This is a genomic window from Rhodococcus jostii RHA1 (assembly GCF_000014565.1).
Lineage (GTDB): Bacteria > Actinomycetota > Actinomycetes > Mycobacteriales > Mycobacteriaceae > Rhodococcus_F > Rhodococcus_F jostii_A.
The window spans coordinates 569,419-592,524 of record NC_008269.1 but is presented as its reverse complement, the minus strand read 5'-3'; the positions used below and the strand labels follow the sequence as shown (position 1 = coordinate 592,524).

Here is a 23,106-nt window from a genome sequence, read left to right as displayed (position 1 = left end):
GGACACGGCGGCGCCCATAAAGTCTCTATCGAAACGGACACTGACCGGGTGGGTGAGCTTCGGTTTACCGGTGTGCTCGAGCTGGGGACGTCACGTCAAGTAGCGAATCGACAAGGTCCGCAGCCGCGGCGGTTCTTGCGAGGTTCTTTGTTGTCCCGCTACCGGTTGCTGTGTGGTCCAGGTAGCGGACGTCGCACGTGAACACCGGCGCGTGGGCGGCGCCCTCCATTCTCACGACCCACTGCGGGGAGGGATGGCCGTGGTGTTCGGCATGGCTGATCACCCAGGCGATCGGGTTCTTCTGCGCTCGCTCCCGCCGTCTCGATGCCTGGCCCGAATCCGAATCCATGGGTCCGCTGCGCGCTGATGCCGGCCTCGCCCGTACCCCTGCATGCGTGGTGCTCGGGGGCACCGGCTGCGGGTCGTCCCGCAGCGGAGAGCCGACCTCCGGATGGCTCTCCCCTTCCGCGACAGCCTTCGTCAGGCCCCACGCAGCGTCCTGCTCGGCTCGCTTCTTACTGCCCGCAGTGGCCCACGGCCCACAGACCTGACCCACCCGGAACCGGGCCGCGAACACCGGCGTGTGCGAGGGCCCGCGGTTATCGCCGTCGATCTCGGGCCGGGGCAGGTCGGGATGCGCCTGCAGCCACATCGACACCACACTCGGCCCGAACTCCGGATGCGCCCGCGATGCCCAGTCGAAGACCTCACGTCGGATCGGCGCCCAATTCTCCCCGGCTTCGAGCAACGTCACGATCGCGGTCACCGTCACGTCGTCGGACTGCACGCGGCGGCGCAACTCGTTGACCACGTCACCGATCGGGTCACGTGCTGTTGCAGCCGCGAGCACCTTCGCCCACCGCTTCGAGTCGAGTACCTCGAGTTCGCCGGCGACGACGACCTGCGCGGTCACCTTTCGATCACGTGCCTTGAAGTGCGCTGCCTTCTCTTCCCGGTCCGCTGCGATACGCCGGTTGATATCGGCGGCGAGGTTGCCGAGTTGCTCGCTCGTGTACGGGGCCGGAGCGGAGTCGAGGTGGGCGAAGATCACCCGCTGGGTGATCAGGTCCGACACCCGGCGCAGCGGCGACGTTGCGTGCGTGTACGCCGCCAACCGGAGCCCGTGATGGCCGTGCACCGTCGGGGCGTAGGTGGCAGCACGATACGACGATTGCAGACGCGAACGCAGCTTCTCGAACAGCACTGGATCGGTCATCGCCACCGCGACCTCCGCCGCGAGGTCCTCGGTGCTGCCCGCGGTCACCGCGCTGCGATGATTGCGGAACAGGACAGGAAGGTCCTCTTGCACACACCACATGGCGATCGCCTCGTTGGCTGCGATCATCAACTCCTGCACGATGACATATCCCACCGTGCGCACGTCCAGTGGGATCGGCGCGATTCCCCCTTCCTCGGTGGAGCCCCAGCCGTGCGCGAGATCGTAGAGGGCGAAGACACCGGACCTGCGACGTCCCTTAAGCAGCACCTGTGCGGCGTCATTTGCGGCTCGCACTCCCTCGTGTAGCGGGTCGTCAACGGACCCGAGGATTTCGGTGATTTGCCCATGATCAACCGCGACGCACCTGCCGGCCGGCACCCGCCCGCGATCGACGCTCACCCCGGACACCACCCCGTCCGCGGACAGATCAGCTAGTAACCGCAGCGTGGACCGCTCCGCTGTCTCGGTCAATGTCGCCGCCTGCTCGGTGTCGCGGCCGAGCATCGGTACTGTCCGACGAGACAGATACTTCGATTCACGGCGCAGGAATGCCGTCGCATCGGCGTCGGAACCTAAGGCCACGATGTCCGCGACCCCGGCGATGTGGACCTCCAGCTTCCAACCCGAACCGTCGGCGAGTTCGGTCACCGCGAACGCATCATCACGATCGAGGGCCTCGGACCGATCCACCATCAACAACGGCACACCACTTTCGGACACTGCGCCTCCTCAATCAGAATTCGGCAGCGACACTGCACCAGGAACCATCAGTACCGGCGAAGGTCATCAGGTCGATCACCCTCTTCCCTTTGATACACCCACCGATCCGGCCGACTTGCGCGACACCGCCGACGCCCTGTTGGGGCAACTTCTTCGCCGCCACTCTGGTGTCCCCCACACCCTTGAGGCCGGTCTCTTGTCCCTGAGTACCCGTTACTGCCGGATCTGACGAGAACCTACAGGGGAACCTCGTCTATAGGAGCGTCTCCAGCGTGCACGAACACGCCCGACCAGCACGAACATGACGACCACCTCGCTCAAAAGAGTAGATCTGGTCTAACACTCGCGCCGACAACCTAACGCGAGGCGCGCCGTGTATTCGGTGAGAGTTCACATTGCCCCTATCTGCCAGTGGACCTACGCGGCCGAGGTCCACCCAACACTCCACCCCGTCACCGCCTCCACCGCCCGGCTGGCCGCTGGCCACCGCGGATGGAAAATGCTGTCGCTGAATCGAAGTCGGTCATGACTGTTTTTTCGACGGATCCTACGAATGTGCCCGAACCGCCAGCCACAGTGGCATATTTCTGAGTATGCCCAGGTACCTGGTAACGCTCGATGATGGAACATCGAGCGAGAAGACATTCGAATCAGACTTTCACGCGATTAACGAGACGCACCGGCCCCATTCACCCCGGCGCGGCATCACCCAGATCGACCGTTACGACAGGGACGGAAGTCGGTTCCCTGTGTGGCCGTCCTCCCCCACCAAATCCCGCTGACACGCTTCTCTCCCGGGTTCGACGGCAGGTGGACGCCGACTGATCAAATCGCCCGTGCCGACATCTTGCCGACTTCTCGGCAACGAAGCCGACTCGCCCGGTGGCGTCCCCGCGAGTCGGCGCCACCCGCGCACCGGAGACAGCTTTGCCGGAGACCTCCATGCGTAGCGAAAATAGGACATTTGTCCAGTTTTACAACCTAATACCAACCTGTAGGTTTGATATGAACCAGTGGGAAATGCAGAAGGGAACGCCTTGCAGAAGCGTGCAATCGCTACGCGGCAGGCTGTAGTGGCCGCCGCGGCTGAGGTGTTTAACCGCCTGGGTTACGTGAAGGCGGGCCTACAGGAGATCATCTCCGAATCCGGGGTGACGAAGGGTTCACTGTACTTCCACTTCAGCTCGAAAGAGCAGTTGGCACGGGCAGTTATCGACGAGGGCTGCGCAAACCTCGAATCGGCATGCTCTCAACAATTCGACTCCCGCACACCAGCTCTGGAAACGTTGATCGGGATCTCGTATGTGATGATCCACCCGTCCAACAACGACGACCTGGTATTGGCCGCATTCCGCCTTCTCAACGAGATGGGCGACTTCCGGGGCACCGGGAACGTGGTCTTCGATCAATGGATCTCGACCTACCAGGCATTGGCGGCAAGGGCAGTCGAAGAAGGCGACTTCCGCGCTGACACAAATCCGGATGAGGCGGGCCGTCTGCTGCTGGAGATGACATTCGGCACGCGTCTACTAGGGAGTGTCTCCCAATGATTTGGGGTGTTGTGCGGCAGCATGTTTGCTGTGACAGAGGTGACGGATCGATATCAGGTGTTGACCGAGAAGCAGTGGGCGTTGCTTGCGATGCTGTTACCCAGTTCGGATGGGCTGCGGGGGCGGAAGTTCCAGAATAACCGGCTCGTGGTGGAGGGGATGCTCTATCGGCTGCGTACCGGGCTCCCGTGGCGGGATCTACCTGCGCATTTCGGCCCCTGGAAGACGGTGTGGAAGCGGCATCGACGCTACGCCGGGGATGGAACATGGGATCGGGTACTCATGGCCCTGGCCGCGATGGCCGATTCCGGTGGCGACCTGGATTGGGCGGTGTCGGTGGATTCCACCGTGGTGCGGGTGCACCAGCACGGCGCCAACGCCGCGCGTGGCACAGGGGGATCTGCCGAATTACACGAATCTGCTTGACGAACCGGTCGATCACGGCATCGGCCGGTCCCGCGGCGGGCTGACCTGCAAAGTTCACCTGGCGTGCGATGGCGACGGACGTCCGTTGTCGGTGCTGGTTGGTCCTGGTCAGGCAGGCGACAGCCCGATGTTCGGCCCGCTCCTGGAGGGCATCTGCGTGCCGCGCATCGGTGGCGGCGCACCCCGCACGCGCCCGGACGAGGTCCGTGCCGACAAGGCGTACACATCCAAGGCCAATCGAGAACTGCTACGCAGCAAGGGCATCAAGGCGGTCATTCCCGAGAAGTCCGATCAGGTGGCCAACCGCAAGAACAAGGGCAGCGCGGGCGGTCGGCCACCGAACTTCGATGCCGAGTCGTACAAGGGCCGCAACGTAGTGGAAAGGGCCTTCAACAAGGTAAAACAGTGGCGAGCGGTGGCAACCCGGTATGACAAGCTTGCGCTGACTTACCGGGCTGGATTCCTTCTCGCCGGCATCGTCGAATGGCTCAAACTATTGGGAGACATGTCCTAGCATCGGCAACCGACACACTGACGGAACTGCCTGAGCGTATGACCACCGCGTGGAAGGTTTTCCTGCCCGGGCTAGTCGACGACGCGAAAGTTGACTACTTCTCCCAGTTCGCCGCTCGTCGGCTGTCCTCCTACCTCGTGCCCTCCTAGCGAATCGCGTCACCGGGTCGACCAGGTGCGGACCCGAACCCCACCTCCGCTCACTGAAAGAGACGACGGCGCCCGACATACCCCCGGGTTCCAAATTTGGACCATCGCTCCGAGCATCAACTTGTCAAGACGCTATGGGCAGCAAAGCATCGCCATCCCCGGATAGCTGCTGTCGCAACCATGCGTGCCGACAGTTCCATGTTTGTCCAACACCGTGTTGGACAAGTACGTGGGTAGGGTAACCAGCATGTCGGCGCAGTCTGCACCGTGGTTACGTGGCGGCCGCGTCGCCGGCGATGAACGACTTCTCCTTCAAGTCGGTGAGGCGGACGCCAGTCGATTCTCGGTGGGGACGAGTTCGCGGACATCCGCGTGCAGGATGTCGTAGGTGTAGTTTGACCATCACCAACGGAGCGGTGGTCCCGGCCAGTAACGGACGACGTTGTTGCAGCGGCCCCTACTAGGCAGGAGCCAGAAGGTCGGAGCATGCTGGTCGTGGGATCCTATGCAGCAGCCGCCGCGTCGGATTGAGGGGCGCATTTCACCCGTCGCGGGAGCCCCCAAGCTCGCCACCATCACACTCCGACTCGGACCTACTATCTGGAAGTTCCTCCGAGTCAGGCCATTTAGCGAGTTTCACGCGGTGAAGGCAGGGGATCTTCCGCACGTACCCGTCCTTGGTGACACACCGTTCACCAATGCCTACGCGGCAGTGCGGACAGGGAATATGAGCAACGAACTCGAATGGATCCATCACTCACCTCCACGACCATTACCTCATATGACGACTATGACCGACCATGGCGAATCATGCCGCACCGACACACACGCCACCACCGACACCATTGCGCAATCCAGCCGAGCGCACGAAAGTGAGGAACCTTCGACTGCCCCATCTAGCGCCGGCACGGATGTGGGTAGCACGCCGCCCCCGTGCTCATGCCGCCGAAGCATCGAGAAGCGGCTTTGCGACGATGACCACCCAGACGACGTATTCTTCGAATACACCGTCGGCCACATCCGTAGACGTAAGAACAGCCATCCGGAGGTCGGTCCCAACCGCTCAGGAGGCGGACATGTCCTTTCCACCTGGCACGATGGCAAGGGACAGCCAGACGATCTGGCCGAACAACGCAACAAGGAGCACCATCATGGCACTGCCTGTCTTAACACCGGAACAACGCGCCGAGGCACTGGCGAAGGCCGCTGAAGCGCGCAAGGCGCGTAGCGAACTCCTCTCCGCAGTGAAGGCTGGAGACCTCAGCGTCGAAGCGGTGCTCACGAAGGCCGAAACAGACGAAATCGTGAAGAAGACGAAGGTCTCGGCGCTGCTCAAAGCTCTCCCCGGCGTCGGATCCGTGAAGGCCGCGAAGCTCCTCGAGGAACTGTCGATCGCCGAGACCCGTCGTATCGGCGGACTCGGAGCCAACCAGCGCCAGGCACTGATAGAAGCGTCGTCCGCCTCCTGACCGTGGAACTGCCACAGCCTCCGGCCAACTCGAAGTGAGATGGCTGGAGGCTGTTTGTCGAACTCGCGCGAAGGCGTGGACTCAGTGAGCGGCGCTGTACGCTTCCTCGATTTGAGCGGGAATACGTCCGCGCGCGGACAGCTGATAACCCTCCGTGGTCGCCCATTCCCGAATTTCCTTTGCCCGCTTGCGCCCCTGCGACGTTTCTACTGAAGGAGTCGACCGACGCTTCCTTCCGCCGACCCGAGTTGCGTGCTCGATGTAGTAGTCGAGAGTCTTGTGGAATTCCCTGGCGTTCTTGACCTTCAGATCGATCTCGTAGTCGACGCCGTCGACGGAGAACGCAATGGTCTCCCCGTTACCGTTCTTGATCGGAGTTCCGTCGATGTCGTCGACGCATTCGACAACAATCTTGCGCGCCACTGTTCCACTCCTTCATCGTCGATAACCCGGGGAACACTACTGCGAAGCAAGGTTCCCGTGCCACTCCGTGACAGGTTTCGAACAGGACACCGCTGATTCCGACGTTGAGCAGGGCGGCGCAATCAGTACCCACTCGGCATAGGTCACGGACCACAACTCGCATCGCACTGGAGCCGCGAAAAGTTCAAAGCAGTCCACATCCCGCAGGGCCTCTGGTTCACGGGCATACGCGCAACCATGACGCCCCACCGCCAGCTGATTCTCCTGGACCTACGCGGCCTGAACACCAACCGCGACAATGAATCACCGGCAGCCAGAAGTCATATTCTCGGCCAGCACGGAGCCTCGGAACCCGCGAGGAGCAACAACATGCGGCCATCGCGAGGCCTCGGATCTCCACACAGCTCAACAGGAGCCCGAACTGAAGGGCTGAATACTTCCAGTTCGCGCTGATGCGAACGGCGGGAATGCCTTCGGCCGTCTCACTGAGGACGACTGTAAATAGGACACGATCGGGCAATCAGGTGAACAGATCACCGCCGCCGGCCCGGCGGTCGCCTCACCTCCGTCTGGGTGATTTTCATGACACGCAGCCAATGTGGTTGACATCACTGAAGAAGAAGCTATGTACTTTACAAATATATGGATTCCACAGAAGGACTGATCTCGATGCGTACTCACCGGTCCGCACCCTCGGCGCTGGAGCTGTACTCAGCATTCCGACAACAACATCCTCACACAGCGATACCCGAGAACTACGTAACTGAATGTGGCTTCCAGCTCGGTCGCTGGCAGTACCGCCAGCGCGTCGCGCGAATGCTCGGCACTCTTCCCGCGGAGCGCATTCACCAACTCGATTCAATCGGCTTCGTATGGAGCGAAGACGACGCCCCACTACCCGCGGTCACCCGGACAGACAGCAAACGACGTCGAATGCTGGCCGAGATCGCCGCTTACCGTGAGCAGCACGGCAATGCACTCGTTCCCGCGAACTATGTCAACTCCGAAGGCGAGCAGGTAGGCCAATGGCTCTACCGGGCAGTGAAGAAGTGGCGAGCAGACGCGCTACCAGACGACGAGCGTGGCCCACTCGCCGCACTCGGAGTTACGCCCGGCCCCCGCCCACGCGGACCAAGAACCGCAGCGTAGAAACCGCTCCCGACCAACAGGATCTCCGCCAGGCGATGGAGAGCGGCCTCCGCGTCTTTGATGAATTGCCCGTCGAGGAGGTCCTTGGAAGTCCAGGCGCCGGAATCGTAGCCATCCGCCGGCACGGGCGGTAGAACATTCCCCGCAGGCAATACGTACGGACGTATTGCCTGCGGCAAGTCCGCACCCGCATTCCATCTTCTCGGCGAAGGACCCGTTCCTCATACTCTCACTAGGACAGGCGGCCACCCCAGGTCTTGATCCTTCCCAGTCGTCGCACCGCCCGCGACTACGCCAGACCCATCTGCTCGAGTATCTCCTCAGTGCGACGCAGGATCGCGTCCGCCTTCCGATCGATGTCCTCGAAAGCCTCAGCCAGATCCCCCAATGCCCGGACATCCGCATATTTCCGAGCAACAGCCGCCTCATACTGCTCGATGAGAGTTTCCGGGGCGGGCGATGCGCAGTCCACCCCGCCCTCGGAGCCGTCGAACCACGGCGAGGCCACCGCCTCTTCTACCTCGACATCGGCAAGCCTGCCTGTCGGATCGGAGCGGGTATGACTCGCCGAGGCAGCTCCCGTCAGATGCGCAGTAACGATCGCCGTGACCGACTTGCCGGACACCCCTCGGCGATCACGGCGGAGTGCGGCGAAATGTCCCCACTGATCGAAGCTCGGCAGCAGGGGCCCGTCTTGGCCCTCGCGCAGACCCGGCAGCATCCCGTAGGACTCCACCATGTCATCGGCAATCTCGTGAGCACTCGCAAGACTTCGAGCGAGCACTCGGTTCGAGGGGTAGCGATCGAAGAACGCCTGAAGGCGTGCCCATCTCAGGTAGATCGCTACGGGGCAGCACTGAGGGTTGTCCGCTAGTGGCTGCAGCTCCACAGCGTGTCCGCCACCGACGGTCACAATCTTCCCGTCATACGTGACGTCGCTCCGTTGAAGTTTCCCCACCTCAGTCGCGGATATCCCGACAATGCAGTTGAGAACCAGGATGAGCGCATCCCTTCGGCCAAACAGTCCTTGTGGCCAACCGACGGTGGGCAGCGTCAACAACACCCCGCGTGCGGAGCGAGCGAGATCGTCGCGTTTACCTGCACGTGCTGACAGAACTTGGCGGATCACTCGAGCAGACCCAGGCGCGGGGTACCCGCTGGCGTTGTGCACCCAATTGATCGCTGCAACGCGCCGCCGCTGGGTGGACTGCGCCGCCGGGTGCTCGTCAAGGAAGCTCGCGAGGGCAAGTGGATCAGCGGGCAGCGCCGATGCCGCGAGCGCAGTACACCAATCAGCGAACAGAGCCCAGTCGTATCGGTACTGCGCACCCTGACCGCGCCTGGAAAACAGCGCGGAAACATCCTGCACGCCTTCAATTTCCGTCTGCGCGATCATCACAGTACGAGGCTATGCAATACGATGCCGACGATCACGCACCCAAAGCCATGTGTCGCCCCGAGAGTTCGCTCCGGAGTCGGAGAGGTACCCACTCCGCACATTCGTTCGCATCGTCCCTTGGCGAGTCGCGGAACGAACGAAGATGCAACCGCACTCTCACCAAAGGCCCGCCCCATGTCACCTTCGCTAGCGTTACCGGGCCCGGAGCCCAACTATTCTTACGCTCGCCCACGAGACCATGCGAGACTAGCCCGCACGGCGCAAAGATCGGTCACGCTGCGAGTCGTTGTCCTGGCGCTCCGCAGCAGAGCCGGCCCGCAACGACTCTCCCCCGACCCTTTCGACAAACTCGTGGGAATGGCCTGCAAGAGCTGCGCGACGCCGAATCGCGGCGTGAATTGCCGCGCCCGACAGCGCCACCGCGTTGATGTTGCCGTTCGCACGGATAGCTCGGAATACCGGTAACGCCGGATCCTGGACAACTGGCGCCGCGGAAAGGCAGATGTGGCCTTCGAACTCCTCCTGCTGGTGGAGCAACCGAATCGCACCGGGACGACCGAAGCCGTCGACAGCCGAAACCACCTCGAGCCAGCGCCTGTAGGCACAACAAGCGCACATCGTGTGATCCTGTGATGACTGGACATGCTTGATCAAGCTCTCGCCCAGACCCCCGCGCCGCCCAACACGCTGGATACGAAGATCGCCGTCGCGGCCCTGCGCCACGTCAGCGATGGTGAGCATTGACAGCTCGCAGCGCCGGAATGCCCCCGCGAAACCCATTAACAACAGTGCGCTATCGCGGCGCTCCCGCGCTCGCTTAACCCATGTCGTCGCGTCCCGGCGACTCGTATCGACAATTCCCTCGACCTCGTCGATACGAAGTGGGTGCGCCCGCTTAGTTGGGCGGTCGCCGTTCTGCCTGTATGCCTTACGCGCCTGCGCGAGCGCATCTTTGACGCACGGCGACCGACCGGGCAGGGGCAATCCAGATGCGCGGTGCCAATAGTTGATGGACGCCACCCACCGACTCAATGTCGCAATGGAGTACATCCGATCGCCCGCCTCGGACCGCGTCTCAGCGTTCACACGCACATAATCAGCGACAGCACGAGGATCGGTGGGCATCAATGAAACTTCACGGGGCGCACACCAACTTGCGAACCTGATCCAGTCCTGACGGTAGTTTCTCGCGGTACTGGCGGATTGCAACCGGTCGAGGTCAGCGACGATTCGATCGTCGACTCCCGGCAGCGACACCGACGCGTCGTCGCCCGACGGAACGGAAGGCATTGTCTCCGGTGATGTCGGGTTTGCAGGGCGTGACGCATCGTGATTGCTCACGTGCCCATCATTCCAGGCATAGTCGTCAATTCGTGGATACGCTACGCCGTGCCGCGGTGGTAGCTGCGGCCGTGACCGCTTCGTGTGCCGGGTGTGGTGATGCACCGTGCATCACCCCCGAACACGCGGCTGACCGAAGTGGACCCCGCCCCGCCGTCACACAACCGCTCCCCGACGCTTCCTCCTGCTGTCGAGTCAACTCAGGACAGCTCCCTGCAACCCCTCGGTCGCAACTTCCAATGCTGGAGTGGCGCCTATACTCTTGGAAGGGGTCCTGACCTGGGGACTCTTCCGCATATCGAGTTCTGAGTGTCTTTTAGCGTGGGTCTGATATCAGATTGCGGAAGCGACTGGGCGTAGCGTCCTTTTGCCTCTGTTTTTGCGGGATGCTTGTCGCTCACTGTGGAGCGGACGAAGGTAGATCCCGCTGCACCAAGCCACACCCGAACCTCGTTGACCTAGAGTTTCGTTGTCACGAGACGCAGAAACTGCGGTCCCGCAGACCTGTGCGGCGCTTCCCGTATTACCGCCATAACGCGATCACCGGTGGAGTCACTGTGCCCACGCCATTGCGCTCGTTAACTATCGCGTTTCCATTTTCCTGACACTCCTCTTCTTGCGCGGCGCATCGAGACCCGCTAGAAAGCGGCCGTCTCATCTCACCTGGGTGGTCAAAATGTTTCGAAAGCGAAAGAACGAGCCCCTTCCGGATTTTCGTCAAGTGACGTAATCCAGAAAGGGGTAGGGCTGGCCTAATGCGGGTCGGATCTCGGCGTCATACCGGCATCGGAGCGGATGCCGCGACATTTCTCGGCTACGAACTTCACCGATCTCCGACCAACCGAAGGCTTCCATAAATGATCATTTGCACGGCCAGTGGTATGGCCTTGTATATGGCCTTAAGTAGGGTTTTCGTGGCCGCCAAGGCGGGCAGGTGAACACGGACGCCGCTCGCGCTCGTCTTGGCGCAACTGTGGAAGCTGCGCAGCCGGCCTCAAGCCCCCTCCCCCGGTCCGAGCATGCCAGAGCGAAAACCTCCTGACCCCTCTGAACAGGGGTTTCACGGCTCCGCGCTCCACAAAAACGTACCTGACCGCGCGAACCTGCCGTCCGCGCGACCGGATACGTACTTCGCCACTATGCGTCGGAGAACAACTCACCCGGGCCCCGCACGCCGATGCCAAGCGGGCAGAGTCCACTCCCCCACCGCGCAGATTCAGGCCACAAGAGATTCGAAGTTTCCGCAAACTCCGACGTTCAGGTCCGCCTAGTCGAGCGTCAAAAATGTCCTTTGAGCTGGCTTTATACCTATGGCCTTAACTATGGCCTTGTCTACGTCCTTAATCATCACCGTCGAACCTGCGTGTGACACGATCGTCATACAAACCGTGTTAATGACCTATCAAATCACCATCTCAAGATCCTTAACCATGCCCTGGCGCATCACCCTTCGATAGGACATGTGCATGAACATCAACCCGACCTTTGACACCACATCCGATAAGACCCGGGCCGTCATCACTTACTGAGGCCTAGAACAAGACCTGTTGCATCACCGTCGCAAGGGCTGTCGAACACGCCTGATAAGCCACCCTCACAACGGCGATACCCATGACTTGCTGCACCCCCTTAGACAAGGGCGTGTCGTTGGCCATCTCGCCGACCGGCCAGCCGTACCCTGCTAGGCATGTCACCAACGCAGCCCCCGCGCAGTGTGCTTATCGCCAATCAAAAGGGCGGTGTCGGCAAAAGCTCGATCGTCGCAGCTGTCGCGGGCATGGTCTCAGCGGCCGGACGCCGGGTGCTCGTCGTTGACGCGGACCAGCAGGCAAACGTCACATCCTCGGATCTCGGAGTCGAGGGGGACCGCGGGAAGGGCCTCAGCATGGCCCTTCAGTACGCGCACCCGCTCGAACCCACCCGAGAAGTCCGACCGAACCTCGACCTCATCCCCGGAGGGCCGGCACTCGCGGTCATCGGCGCGATCGCAGCGACCGCCGCCCAGTCAGGAATGGATCTGCGGGGCAATCTCGTCTCCACCCTCAACGATTTGCAGTCAGTCGAACACTACGACCTGATTCTGATCGACTCAGGCCCCGGAGACGCCCCACTGCTCGACGCATTGCTGGGCACCGCACGGTACCTCCTCGTACCGACCAAGGACGACGATGCAAGCCTGTCGGGTGTGGAGCTCCTTGCCGCCCGCTACCTCCGAGCGCGTGAGAACGGTTCCCTCATTCAACTTCTCGGTGTCGTTCTCTTTGATGCGAACCCACGCGCGACAGCGCGGAACCGCGAGGTCTTCGAGCAGGTTGAGGATCTGCTCGAAGGTAGTGGCGCTGCGCCGTTCGAGACCTTTATTCGGTCCGATCGTGCAGCCGCCGTTGATCTCCGGATCCGTCACCTGACCCCCGCGGAACTGGTCGCCGCCGCCGAGGATCAGCTGAAGAATCGGATCCAGCGGCTGCGCGACAAGAAGCGCCTCGGTGAGCGTTTATGGTCCCGAGACCCGTCCGGTCTCGCGAGCGACTACCAATCCCTTACCCGAGAAGTTCTCAGCCGGTTGGCGTCGGCGGAGAAGGACGAAGTCTCCGGGGGAGTGGCGTGAGTGCACGACGCCGGAAGGCTGCATTCGATCCTGGAGCTCTCGGAGACCTCGACGATTTGCTCCCCACGCTGAGCATTGTCACCGAAACGGTCGACGAGACGCCAGCCCCGCAGCCCGCACCATCATCGAACGACCAACAAAGCGAGGAAGCGGAGCCCGCACCGGAACCGTCACTCGTAACCTCGCCGGATCCTCCCGAGACGGACGACGCGACGCCAGATTTGACGGACGCTGAGCCTGAAGCCCCCCAACCACAGTCTGACGCCTCAAAGCCGGTAGTCGCGCCCCGCCGGAAGCCCAAAACACGCAGCGACAGCAGCCTCGCGCCAATCCGGACCGCCCCTCCTGAGGTCTATCTCCCCCCTGCGGTGTACACAGCCCTGCGCCAACTCACGCTCGAGGAAAGACAGCGTGACCGCGCGACGGCGCGTCCCTACGGGCAAGTGGTCCTCGACGCTGTTGAGAGGCACGCCGGCGAACTTCAACGCCACTGGAGCACCGCAGAACCTCAAGCAAGCGCTGGTCTGTTCAAGCGGCGCGAGGCAGGTGCGCAACCGCGCCGCCGGCGGCACAGCGAGATTCAGGCTCGTGTTCCTCTTGCCGGGATCATCGCCTCCGATACCGCCACACTCGATGCGCTTGCCGAAGAGTGGTCAGCGGGTAGCCGTAGCGCGCTGGTCGAGCACGCACTCCGCCTGTATTTGGATGTCAGACCTGACTGAGCCTGGCAACCGCGCTTGGACACGCGCGAATCGATGATCGAACGGGGCGGGGACCCGGGGGCGGGGCGTCCAGTCGTGGAGAGTGCGTGGCGCCCCCTGGCCGTCGTCACCTCAGCAAAGTGGCGGTGGCTTCCCCAGCCCGTCGGACACCACATCGCCCGAGACCCTCCGGGAAAAGGTCGGCGCTGCGGACGCCTGCCCCGATATGGTGACGCGGTGGCCGAAACAACGTTCTCCCGAGACACGATCGTGGGTCTGGTTGTACTTCTCATGGTCGGTCTCGCGGCACTGGTGCCCGGTCTCTCGATGGGCTGGAATTGGGTCAGTGGCCATGGCGCCACGTCGACTACCGGGATCTTGTTTCTGATCATTCTGATCTTCGGCGGCAGTGTGGCTGCCGCGTACGCATGCCGCGGACTGTGGAGCTGCTGCCGTCCATCACGCGATTGACGGCACCGGCCGGTACGGCATGATGAACTCGAAATCGATCCGCCCAGCTGCATGAAACGTGACGATGGGCCGCGTCGGGCGACCACACCGACTTGGCTCCATACCAATGCGCGGCTGGTGACACTCGCTTGGTAGCCCTCGCTAGTGGTGTGTCTCGCAAATAATTCTTGATCGATTCGATAGAATCCGTACATGAGGAACCCGGTACCAGCTTTAGAGATTTCCGATGGGCAACGCGTTGTACTCGAGTCGTTGGCGCGGTCGCAGTCGGGTGCACACCGGGAGGTGGTGCGGGCCAAGGCGTTGTTGATGGCGGCCGAGGGCATGGCCAACACGGCTATCGCGCAGGCATTGTCGGTATCGCCAGGGTCGGTGGCGAACTGGCGGGCGCGGTTCGCCGAGGACGGCATGGCGCGGTTGGGTGAGGTGCGCAAGGGTCGTGGTCGCAAGCCCTCGATCCCGCAGGAGAAGATCGAGGAGATCGTGGACCTGACGCAGAACTACCGCCCGAAAGGCGAGACTCATTGGAGTTGCCGGACGATGGCAGAGTATGTCGGGGTCTCCAAGGACACCGTCCAGCGGGTGTGGTCTGCTCGCGGACTCAAGCCGCACCGGGTCGAGACGTTCAAACTGTCGAACGATCCGCGATTCGAAGACAAGCTCGTCGACGTCGTCGGTCTGTATCTGAACCCGCCCGAGCGGGCGATCGTGTTGTGCGCGGACGAGAAGTCGTCGGTGCAAGCCCTCGACCGGACCCAGGCCTCGCTCCCGATGATCAAGGGCCGCGGCGAGACGATGACCCACGACTACAAGCGTCACGGCACCACCACCTTGTTCGCCGCACTCGACGTCCTCACCGGCACCGTGATCGGCCAGTGCCTGCCGCGCCACCGTCACCAGGAGTTCCTGCGATTTCTGCGCACCATCGACCGCGAGGTGCCCAAGGACTTGGAAATCCACCTGATCCTGGACAACTACGCCACCCACAAGCACGAGAAGGTCCGGGCTTGGCTCGATAAGCATCCACGGTTCCACCTGCACTTCACTCCCACCTCCTCCTCGTGGCTTAATCTCGTCGAACGTTGGTTCCGAGAGCTGACTGATAAAGCTCTGCGGCGCGGGGTCTTTCACTCCGTACCGCACCTCATCGCCTCGATCGAGGAATACCTCGATGCCCACAATGAAAGCCCCCGACCGTACGAATGGACCGCGACCGCCGAATCCATCCTCGCCAAGGTTGCGCGCGGCCGCGTCGCACTGGAAAAGATCAGCTAAATCAGAGACACACCACTAGCTTGTGACGATCCAGCAGAGGGCTCACCGCCCGGCGATTGCATCGATGGCTTGTCCCAAGCCCTTCCGGGTGTCCCGGGGCCTCTCCACGCCACCCGCCCTGCCTCACACCGCCTTACCGGGCTCCAGCGGCTCGGCGTCGGGCTGAATCGCGCGACCATCGTTGTAGGTCTCCGCAATCACTCTCAGTTGCGCTGCGAACGCCTCCTGTGTGAACTGCATAAGCGAGTACGGCCGCCCGGTCTTACGACGCACGAGGCGTACGGCAGCCCGGGCTAGCGCGTGCAGATCATGGGGCACATTGACTGTGCTCGTCCCACGTGAAGGCCGCATGTGCCGCCCAACATCGTTCACCACAGGTGGCCTCCAGTCCCTACGCGACCACTGCCCGTTGTCCGAACAGCCCCAGCTTCTGCATGTGAGTCAGCGCAGCTCGGTAGTCGCTGGTGACCGTCTTTGCCCTGTAACCGTAGATCGGCACCGGAACATAGTTCGTGTAGGCCTCATCCACGATGCTCGCACGACGGATCGGGGGCGTCACCCTGTCCTCGTATTCACTGAGCAGATCATCCATCTGCTCACGGTAAACGTCGCCAATCGGGGGGACTGCGCAGGGGACGATAGACAGCAGCGGAACGTCGACGCGGTAGGTCCGCTTGATCTTCCGCAGTTCCTGCTCCAACGCCGGGATGCCTTCGTTCTCCTTGCCGGATGGCTTCGTGCAGGTGATCAGGCCCCACGATCCGTACGGCCCTTCCTCATCGACAGTTGTCGCGAGGATGCCGGCGATCACCAAAACATTCAAGGAGCCGGGGGAGTCAATCAAGGTGACGTCGACAGGATCCGCTTCCTCAAGCGCGTCACGCAGATGAAGGACACCACCCGTTACTGCGGGCAGCTCCACGATCAACTTGTCGAGTGTGTCGCGAGCGGCGGGGACGATTGTGAGGTTGGGGATCTCCTCGTACACGGGTTGGTCGGCTTCGTCGTACCCCCGCAGCACCCGCGCTGGGCGTTCGACTTCCTTGATCGAAGCGTTGCGCCGGAGGACGTCGGCCGCGGTCTTACCGGAGGCTTCCGGGTATCCGAGCCAGGTGCTTGCGTTTGCCTGACTGTCCATGTCGAGAACACGGACGCGGTATCCGTCCTGGGCGAGCAACGTGGCGGTCGACGTGACCGTCGTCGTTTTGCCGGCACTGCCGGACAGGGTTGCTACTGCGTAGGTAGCCACGGGAACTCCTTGCGGTTTGAATGTCCTGGATTAATTGATGTCCGCTTCCGGGTGATGCACGGTGCATCACCCTGCGGCGTGGGAGGGTGATGCACCGTGCATCACCGACGTCAATCGGCGAGAGACAGTGCGCGGCGCGCAACGTCGAGGCGGGCTTCCTCCCACGCGGTCGGCTTGTAACCGGCACGCTCGGACAGCAAGTCCAAATACACGAGATCAGAACGGCCCCACTCCCGGGAGGGATCCGCCGCCGCAAGTTCGTAACCTGCAACCGCGCACGCCCAGGCAATCTCACTGCGGCGCTTCTCGTCGCCGTTCTCAGCGCTCACACGGAACTCGGCGGGGTCGAGACCTTCCAACCGCACAAATGCCTGCGCCAACCTCCATCCCTCCTGGCTCGTCGCCAGCGCGGAGACGCCAAAGGCATACTGGTCGATTAAGAAGGTCACCAACTTCTCTCGCGACGGAACAGAGGCCGCGAGCTTCTTGCCCGCTTCTCGACGCGCTTCCGCTGCCGCCGACCGCGCTTCCGCTTCTCGTCTCGCGGCCAACTCGTCGGCATCGTCGTTTTCACGCGAGGGTTTGTCGACTGCATAGTAGACAAGCGTTCCCTGACCGGGGTCGATCGCACCGACGACGTTGGCACTCGTGAGATCGACATCGGAAACCTCGAACAGTCGATGCTCATGAAAGCTCTCACCGAACCGCTCCCGAGGATCCACGACATCGAGCCCCGCAGCCGATGCCTGCTCCCGAGACTTCCGCTCCGTCAACACACGTTCAGCCGCACGTGTCGGGCTCATTCCGCGTTCAGCAATCAGCGTGAACGCCGCAAGTTGCTCAGAACGACGAACATCCGTGCCCTGAGCCGGATCCGGCTTCTTCTGCCAGCTCCGCGCGGGACCATAGGGGAGCGCGCCAGCCAAAGCGGCCCCCTCGGCGCTACGAATCGCATCCTCCGCAATCGCGGCCTGAACCTCCGGCGCAAGGAGCAACAGCGACAGCCGCCTGGACACGGTCGCCTGATCGACACCTAGCTTCTCCGCGATCGCTCGCTGCCCCATCCCCAACTCCGAGTACCGAGCGAACATCCGGGCCTCGGCGATCTCTGAGAGGTCCTGGCGTCCGAGATTCTCCAACGTCATGGCGTCGAGGTCGCCGTGATCGTCCATCACGGCGTCATCAATTACCGCCGGAATCGTCGCCAGGCCGGCGGCAATGGCGGCCGCACGGCGGCGGTGGCCGTAGATGACTACATACTCGGCATCGTCGCCAAGAGCGTCGGCGAGCTCGGGTCGTTGCGCGAGGAAGCCCTCACGAGTTACCAGCAACCCCGGAACCTTGATGCCGTTTGCCCTGGCCCCGTTGACCAGCTCATCCCACTTCGGGTCACCAGCCTGGGGCTTTGACCTGTCCGGATCGTTGAACGGGTGCGGTACGGTCTGAAGTACCGGAACCTGCACAACGGTTTGGCCGTCGGCGGCAGCTAATCCAGCAAGCGCTGCCGTAATACCGCCTGTATTCGCGTCGCCGATCGTCTGCGTAGTTGCACCAGAAGAGGCTGCAGCCGCAAGTTCCTCGCTATCCTCGCCGCCAGCGTACTTTCGGAACCGACTAGCAGTCTTCCTGCCCGCCGGTTTACGCGCGGCCGGCTTGCGCTTGCTCGCAGCCGGACTGGTCGATGAGCTGGTGGCCACCATTTCGGATGTCACTCCGGCGCTCATAATCCTCCATTCTCTACGCATGCTTTGCATGTATTCAGAAGGAGCGTACTGGGAACGAACTGCCTGCTTTGACATCTCCAGCGGCGTGTCGCGTCCGGGTGATGCACCGTGCATCACCCGGAAGGTTCCACCCATGGGCAAGTGCAATGTCCACCGCTGGCAGGCCATGCCGCCACCAACAGTCCCGCAGCGCTCATGCGCGAGTGCAACCCGCACTCTCTCGACGGGGGTGATTCACCGATCCGACCCAGCACGGATGGCCACGTGGGGGGGTGAGTCCGCGGGTGATGCACGGTGCATCACCCTGAGTGATTTACCTTCATTCGAGCGTCATCGACGCGGACGGTCCTTAGCCTCGCGGACACACACCTCCACGCAACACCGAGGTGATGCACGGTGCATCACCTCAGCGTGACAATGTGGGTGATGCACCGTGCATCACCCGCGGACAACCTATGCCCGGATCGGTCACCTGACGTGAGCGCAGGGCATTCAACGAGCTGCCACACAGGCTGGTGCGTACTGTGCCGCATTCGACATCAAGTTCCATGCTTGGCGGGTCGCCGACATCCAACCCGCGTCGCGATCCGGCAGCATGGCCAGCGAACCGCGACCGCTCATGACGACGACGCCGGGTCGGCGCGTGATTCACGCTTTGTTGCAAAACGTCAGAACCCAAGTATTGCTGCGTGTCCCGACACGCACATCGGTGCACGCGGTCGATGCAGGCGTCCCCGAAGGTGGTCACCGCGAAGGGGGTCGAGGTTGGGGTCCCGTCCTTCGCGCATGTTCCATCTGTTGCGCAACACCTTCGAGCGCCTACTGCACACCTACGGAAGAGCGCGGCAGTCGACCGAGAGGTATCGACGTTGACGTCGATCCAACCGCGCCGGGACGCGCACTGCCTGGCATGACAACACCCCAGTGAGTTTGTGCCCTCCCGCGACTTCGGCTGGCGACATGCAGATCGCCTGCACGGCCAGCCCGACCATGCCTGGGACTGCATGCAGGCGACGCAGGCGTGTACACGTTTGCCGGCTACCAGGCCGGCGCTCAAACGCTGCCGTCGTTCCATGGTATCGATTTCGCCCTGTGGGTGATGCACCGTGCATCACCCACAGGCCTAGCTGGATGGGAGCGGGCAGTCAAGCACCTACACGCCGAACTTCGAGCTCGAGGAAGCGGTCGACGACCAGCTGACCTCGTCGCCTCTCTACCGCAGGAAGGCTCCGCGCATTCGATGCCACGGCCGATCCGAAAACTGGTGAGATGGACAACTTCGGCGAAGATGACTGGTGGTGCGGATAGGTGCCCCGAATCGGCAGCGGGTTCCTAGGCGATCGGCGTGGATCTCCCTCACACCGTGTCCGCCGGTAGATCGGGGAGATACCAATAATTGCCCGGGAAGCGTCATCAGTCTCCCGCGGAGCCGTACCGGCGACTCCCACGACGCGACAAGTTTGTGCAGGAGTGGTGCATGGATCGGCGGGTGGATCCGTCGGCGCCTTCCTGGGTGCATCGGTCGATGTACTGATGGGGTGGGAATGAAGGTCGAGTCGACAGGAGCGTCCTGCTCCTTCGGCCCATCACCGACACGATTGTGGACGAGCCCGGATTCTCGAGACCCCGGAGACGGTCGGAGAAACGGTGGTGTGAGTTTCGCGGCATCCCGAAGTCGAGCACCTATCCCGATGGTGCGACCTCACGACCGGCTAGGACCGGGCCGTTGGAGGATGCCAGCAATATCGAGTCGCACACCACTCGCGTGCGACTCCCGAGCCACATTTCCTTGCCCCGGGCCGAATCACCTAGCAAGCCTCGACACGGCACCCGCGGACGACCCACTGAAACCTGGTCAGGCACACCCTTAGCCGGCACCATTGCCGTTTCATTCGCGGGAAGGTCCGCCGCGCTCCTCGCCACCTGGTAGGACGCATTCTGACGTACACCTCTATTCCGCAGCGAGTTTGTACCGCAAAGTTGCACCCTTCGTCGATATGCTGGGGAACGCGCCCCTGGTCGCGTTCGCATGACGGCATGATCCCGACCGCGTACAGGATTGCTCTGTCGCCGCACGTCGGCAAACCGTCGGAGCCGGGCGGTGCACGGACGGCTTCGCCAGCAGGTGCTCAGCGAAATGTCGGCCCTATACCCGCAACAAAGCTAGCCTGCACCAACATTGAGGGTTGAGATCCACTGCTCCGACACGATCGCGGACATTTCTTTTACGTCTTCGTCTCCAGCCGTAGGGCTCGATTCATGACCGAGGACATCCGGGTGACCTACCGTGCGGCGCTCGATGGTCGAAGCCAGCTCCGTTGAGCCCCATCGCCCTTCGTAACGCTGGTGCCGGGTTAGCGACCGTCATGCACCTGGTCACATCTCAGCGTCAGCCTTCTGCCGGTGGTTCAGTGTTGCTGCAAGCGCTTGTCGGCACCGCTGACGGTGCTCTGCAGACGCAATCAGGGCATCCCGGCGGCTGAGACGCGTATCGCGGTCGATAATGCGCTGACGGGCCTCCTGGGCCGCTTTTTGGGCCATCTCGGTCGGTGAGGGTCGAGTCCAATCGATGTGTGCCAGCCTCCAACGGAGAAATCCGACAGGTCGCTCGATGTGCGTCGGCCACGTCCAGCCTCGCTGCTGAGTATCACGCGTCAGTTCAGCAGCGACGTCACGACCACGCCACCGATTCGCATCAATGCCGGCATTTGCGAGTGCCTCGCAAATCAACCCCACATGCCCGGCTGAAGCGAAGACCGGGGCATGAACAAGCAGCTCAGCGGCGGTGCGTTGCAGTTCGATTGCCCGAGGCTGCGGCGGCGGGGTCTTCGAATTCTTCGATTGCTCGCCCGTGCGCGTTCGCGCGCGCGTTGGTGATAACTCTCTAACAAGAGATAACAACTTAAATCCCCTAGAAGGGGATAGGGGGCCACGAGAACGCAACTGGGGATAACTCGCGAGAGCATCATCCTTCGAGCGACGAACCTTCTTCGCCAGCTTCTTTGTCGCCACCTGTGCCGCGACGACGAGGGATTTCGGTGATGTCAGCGCCCACACTGACGCTGCACGGCGTTGAATCCGCCCATGATGGGATTCCGCAGCGTGTGATTCTTCAGCTCTCAAGTACCTCCCACGCACCATCTCGCGAGCTACCGAGAGCGTGTGAAGTGCCCTTCTCGCGCGTTTCACAACCGACACACTGACTCCGCTGCGGTGTGCGATCGTCTCTCTGGAGGCGCACACACGACGGCCCGTTGACCGCTCAGCGAACGAGGCCATCGTCACAGCTACGGCAAATACGAACTCAGTGCTGACCTTGAACCATCGGCACACTCCTCGCCCTGTGGGGGAGTTCAACACTTCGCGGACCTGGCGCTGCCAGGCACCGCGCCCGGTCCATGCTGGAGTCGAAGCCTGCCGGCCAGGATCTACGGGTAACGACCACGAACGGCCTCGCTGATCGCTCTCGGCGTTGAGCCGTTCGACACGATTGACTCGCTCGACAGCGGCCGAAACCAGAGCATCCCACTCGGTGTCATCGGTAGAAGAAACCTCACCGACCGGGGTAATCGGAACATGGTTGTCGAAGAATTCGGCCGCATTCGCGGCGGATCCGGGGTGCATGACGCGCCTTTCACGCGCCCTTCACCAAGATGTTGCCGTGAGTCGCTGGCATCACCAGCGGGACATGGCTTACCCTGACAAGAGCGCACGGTATCGACACGACTGCTCGCGGGACTGCCAATCACAGGAGCGGTCGTGTTGGAACGGCCAGATATGTTCGGTGGGTCTCATCCGTAGAGGGTGGGACCCACCGACGTTTTTGCTAGTGGAGTGGGCACCTCCTCACGGGATGCGTGAACGCCGGAAGAGCCGGCGACATGAGGTCAGCGCATACGGAATCGTCACGTTGGCGTAAAAATGAGAGGTCGCGAACACCAATATCACGCCGTGTCGCGTGCGCACGACGAATCGCGCGTTCTATACTCATAGAAGGCAGACCTCCTCCCTTGCGTGGTGGTTTGTACGACGAGCGGAACCCCCGGAGCTGGCGAGCGAAGGGGGGTTTCGCCTTTTCTGGGCTCTGTTCAGCCCGTCATTGGCAACTCTTCCTGTCTGGCTTGCGCCGGAATCGCTGGCTCGTTCTCGAGTGCCAGCTGAACAAGCGCGATCATTCGATCGGTGATTGTCTTGACCCGACCATCGTCAACCGGCGCGAGAATCCGATCGGCGATCTCCGCGGGGAACTCAACCCCGATATGGCGAACGGCGACGTCGCGGGCTGGGCGCCCGCCCCGACTTTTCCGAGTTGTCATGCCTTAAATCCTGCTCTTTGGGTTTAACTAAACCGCGCAGCGACACGCCGAGTTAAATAAAACTCGAAAAGTGCCCCAGAGAGCCTCCTCCGGCCACGAATCTGGCTCCGAATCGTATGCGAACGACCGCCGGCATTCGGCAAAAATATTTGATCAAACGAAACGCAATCTGCGTAGGCAATCACACCACCCCAGAAACGTCACGTGATGAATCAAAATCTATGTGAGACATAGAGTTACACCGCGAGAAGCGGGATGGGGAGAAGCTTCACAATCAGAGAGCGAGCCCGTCGGAGACCCCTCTGTCTGACCTGTCCGATCACTCATCTGCGTCGCTTCACAAGAAGACCGCACCCGGGCCGATCGGAGGGATTCAATGCCTTAGGGAAGTTCATCCGCACTG

General features: G+C 62.2%; 17 protein-coding genes. 8 read left to right on the top strand and 9 right to left on the bottom strand.

Translation table 11 applies throughout. The annotated features are described in order from the left end of the window. Window positions 1-64 precede the first annotated feature (64 nt). Entirely contained in the window at window positions 65-1,912 is a 1,848-nt protein-coding gene (locus RHA1_RS38460; protein ID WP_011599371.1) for an RNB domain-containing ribonuclease, read from the bottom strand. A gap of 40 nt (window positions 1,913-1,952) precedes the next feature. After that, on the bottom strand, window positions 1,953-2,102 hold the full coding sequence (locus RHA1_RS50910; protein ID WP_157234314.1) for a hypothetical protein: 150 nt from the start codon (window positions 2,100-2,102) through the stop codon (window positions 1,953-1,955). A gap of 850 nt (window positions 2,103-2,952) precedes the next feature. Here RHA1_RS50910 and RHA1_RS38455 point away from each other — a divergent pair. Continuing rightward, window positions 2,953-3,489: a ScbR family autoregulator-binding transcription factor gene (locus RHA1_RS38455; RefSeq protein ID WP_011599370.1), complete on the top strand. Its 537-nt coding sequence runs from the start codon at window positions 2,953-2,955 to the stop codon at window positions 3,487-3,489. A gap of 21 nt (window positions 3,490-3,510) precedes the next feature. Further along, window positions 3,511-4,429 (top strand): IS5 family transposase gene (locus tag RHA1_RS47370; RefSeq protein WP_237727063.1). Its coding sequence is split into 2 segments (ribosomal slippage): window positions 3,511-3,894 and window positions 3,896-4,429, totalling 918 coding nucleotides; the frame shifts between segments, so codons are not numbered across the junction. 690 nt (window positions 4,430-5,119) lie between these two features. On the opposite strand, the gene RHA1_RS53780 is transcribed toward RHA1_RS47370, so the two are convergent. Beyond that, window positions 5,120-5,332, bottom strand: coding sequence for a zinc finger domain-containing protein (locus tag RHA1_RS53780; protein ID WP_420228115.1), 213 nt, complete (start codon window positions 5,330-5,332; stop codon window positions 5,120-5,122). A gap of 397 nt (window positions 5,333-5,729) precedes the next feature. Here RHA1_RS53780 and mihF point away from each other — a divergent pair, with 397 nt between their 5' ends. Then, window positions 5,730-6,047 carry an integration host factor, actinobacterial type gene (gene mihF, locus RHA1_RS38445; protein ID WP_005564740.1) on the top strand — a complete coding sequence of 106 codons (318 nt, stop codon included), beginning with the start codon at window positions 5,730-5,732 and terminating at the stop codon, window positions 6,045-6,047. An 81-nt stretch (window positions 6,048-6,128) separates the two neighbouring features. Here mihF and RHA1_RS38440 read toward each other — a convergent pair whose 3' ends face one another. Continuing rightward, window positions 6,129-6,470, bottom strand: coding sequence for a histone-like nucleoid-structuring protein Lsr2 (locus RHA1_RS38440; RefSeq protein ID WP_007299711.1), 342 nt, complete (start codon window positions 6,468-6,470; stop codon window positions 6,129-6,131). 642 nt (window positions 6,471-7,112) lie between these two features. On the opposite strand from RHA1_RS38440, the gene RHA1_RS47365 reads away from it, so the two are divergent. After that, entirely contained in the window at window positions 7,113-7,619 is a 507-nt protein-coding gene (locus RHA1_RS47365; protein WP_007299710.1) for a helicase associated domain-containing protein, read from the top strand. A 289-nt stretch (window positions 7,620-7,908) separates the two neighbouring features. Here RHA1_RS47365 and RHA1_RS38430 read toward each other — a convergent pair whose 3' ends face one another. After that, window positions 7,909-9,015, bottom strand: a complete 1,107-nt coding sequence (locus tag RHA1_RS38430) for a site-specific integrase (RefSeq protein WP_007299709.1) — start codon at window positions 9,013-9,015, stop codon at window positions 7,909-7,911. Window positions 9,016-9,264: 249 nt separating this feature from the next. Continuing rightward, window positions 9,265-10,359, bottom strand: coding sequence for a site-specific integrase (locus RHA1_RS38425; protein ID WP_237720560.1), 1,095 nt, complete (start codon window positions 10,357-10,359; stop codon window positions 9,265-9,267). A 1,687-nt stretch (window positions 10,360-12,046) separates the two neighbouring features. On the opposite strand from RHA1_RS38425, the gene RHA1_RS38420 reads away from it, so the two are divergent. From RHA1_RS38420 to RHA1_RS38405, 4 genes are all read left to right on the top strand, one after another. Beyond that, entirely contained in the window at window positions 12,047-12,967 is a 921-nt protein-coding gene (locus tag RHA1_RS38420; RefSeq protein ID WP_011599367.1) for a ParA family protein, read from the top strand. 368 nt (window positions 12,968-13,335) lie between these two features. After that, window positions 13,336-13,689 carry a hypothetical protein gene (locus RHA1_RS52555; RefSeq protein WP_237727062.1) on the top strand — a complete coding sequence of 118 codons (354 nt, stop codon included), beginning with the start codon at window positions 13,336-13,338 and terminating at the stop codon, window positions 13,687-13,689. Between the two features lie 216 nt (window positions 13,690-13,905). Next, window positions 13,906-14,139 carry a hypothetical protein gene (locus tag RHA1_RS49870; protein ID WP_039952505.1) on the top strand — a complete coding sequence of 78 codons (234 nt, stop codon included), beginning with the start codon at window positions 13,906-13,908 and terminating at the stop codon, window positions 14,137-14,139. A gap of 192 nt (window positions 14,140-14,331) precedes the next feature. Beyond that, the gene (locus RHA1_RS38405) at window positions 14,332-15,414 is read left to right on the top strand and encodes an IS630 family transposase (protein ID WP_011599364.1); all 1,083 of its coding nucleotides are present in this window, start codon (window positions 14,332-14,334) and stop codon (window positions 15,412-15,414) included. A gap of 391 nt (window positions 15,415-15,805) precedes the next feature. Here RHA1_RS38405 and RHA1_RS38395 read toward each other — a convergent pair whose 3' ends face one another. The 3 genes from RHA1_RS38395 to RHA1_RS38380 all read right to left on the bottom strand — a co-directional run bounded on the left by RHA1_RS38395 (window position 15,806) and on the right by RHA1_RS38380 (window position 22,703). Next, window positions 15,806-16,663: a ParA family protein gene (locus RHA1_RS38395; protein WP_005571224.1), complete on the bottom strand. Its 858-nt coding sequence runs from the start codon at window positions 16,661-16,663 to the stop codon at window positions 15,806-15,808. 110 nt (window positions 16,664-16,773) lie between these two features. Beyond that, window positions 16,774-18,387, bottom strand: a complete 1,614-nt coding sequence (locus tag RHA1_RS38390) for a ParB/RepB/Spo0J family partition protein (protein ID WP_237720320.1) — start codon at window positions 18,385-18,387, stop codon at window positions 16,774-16,776. A gap of 4,088 nt (window positions 18,388-22,475) precedes the next feature. Continuing rightward, a complete protein-coding gene (locus RHA1_RS38380; protein WP_005262432.1) occupies window positions 22,476-22,703 on the bottom strand; it encodes a hypothetical protein in 228 nt (75 codons plus the stop codon). Between the last annotated feature and the right edge of the window lie 403 nt (window positions 22,704-23,106).

What these genes read in the sequence shown, in the direction of transcription:
- RHA1_RS38460 (WP_011599371.1), bottom strand. Translation starts at nt 1,912, where the DNA reads ATGGTGGATCGGTCCGAGGCCCTCGATCGTGATGATGCGTTCGCGGTG.
- RHA1_RS53780 (WP_420228115.1), bottom strand. Translation starts at nt 5,332, where the DNA reads ATGGATCCATTCGAGTTCGTTGCTCATATTCCCTGTCCGCACTGCCGC.
- mihF (WP_005564740.1), top strand. Translation starts at nt 5,730, where the DNA reads ATGGCACTGCCTGTCTTAACACCGGAACAACGCGCCGAGGCACTGGCG.
- RHA1_RS47365 (WP_007299710.1), top strand. Translation starts at nt 7,113, where the DNA reads ATGGATTCCACAGAAGGACTGATCTCGATGCGTACTCACCGGTCCGCA.
- RHA1_RS38430 (WP_007299709.1), bottom strand. Translation starts at nt 9,015, where the DNA reads ATGATCGCGCAGACGGAAATTGAAGGCGTGCAGGATGTTTCCGCGCTG.
- RHA1_RS38420 (WP_011599367.1), top strand. Translation starts at nt 12,047, where the DNA reads ATGTCACCAACGCAGCCCCCGCGCAGTGTGCTTATCGCCAATCAAAAG.
- RHA1_RS38405 (WP_011599364.1), top strand. Translation starts at nt 14,332, where the DNA reads ATGAGGAACCCGGTACCAGCTTTAGAGATTTCCGATGGGCAACGCGTT.
- RHA1_RS38390 (WP_237720320.1), bottom strand. Translation starts at nt 18,387, where the DNA reads ATGAGCGCCGGAGTGACATCCGAAATGGTGGCCACCAGCTCATCGACC.
- RHA1_RS38380 (WP_005262432.1), bottom strand. Translation starts at nt 22,703, where the DNA reads ATGACAACTCGGAAAAGTCGGGGCGGGCGCCCAGCCCGCGACGTCGCC.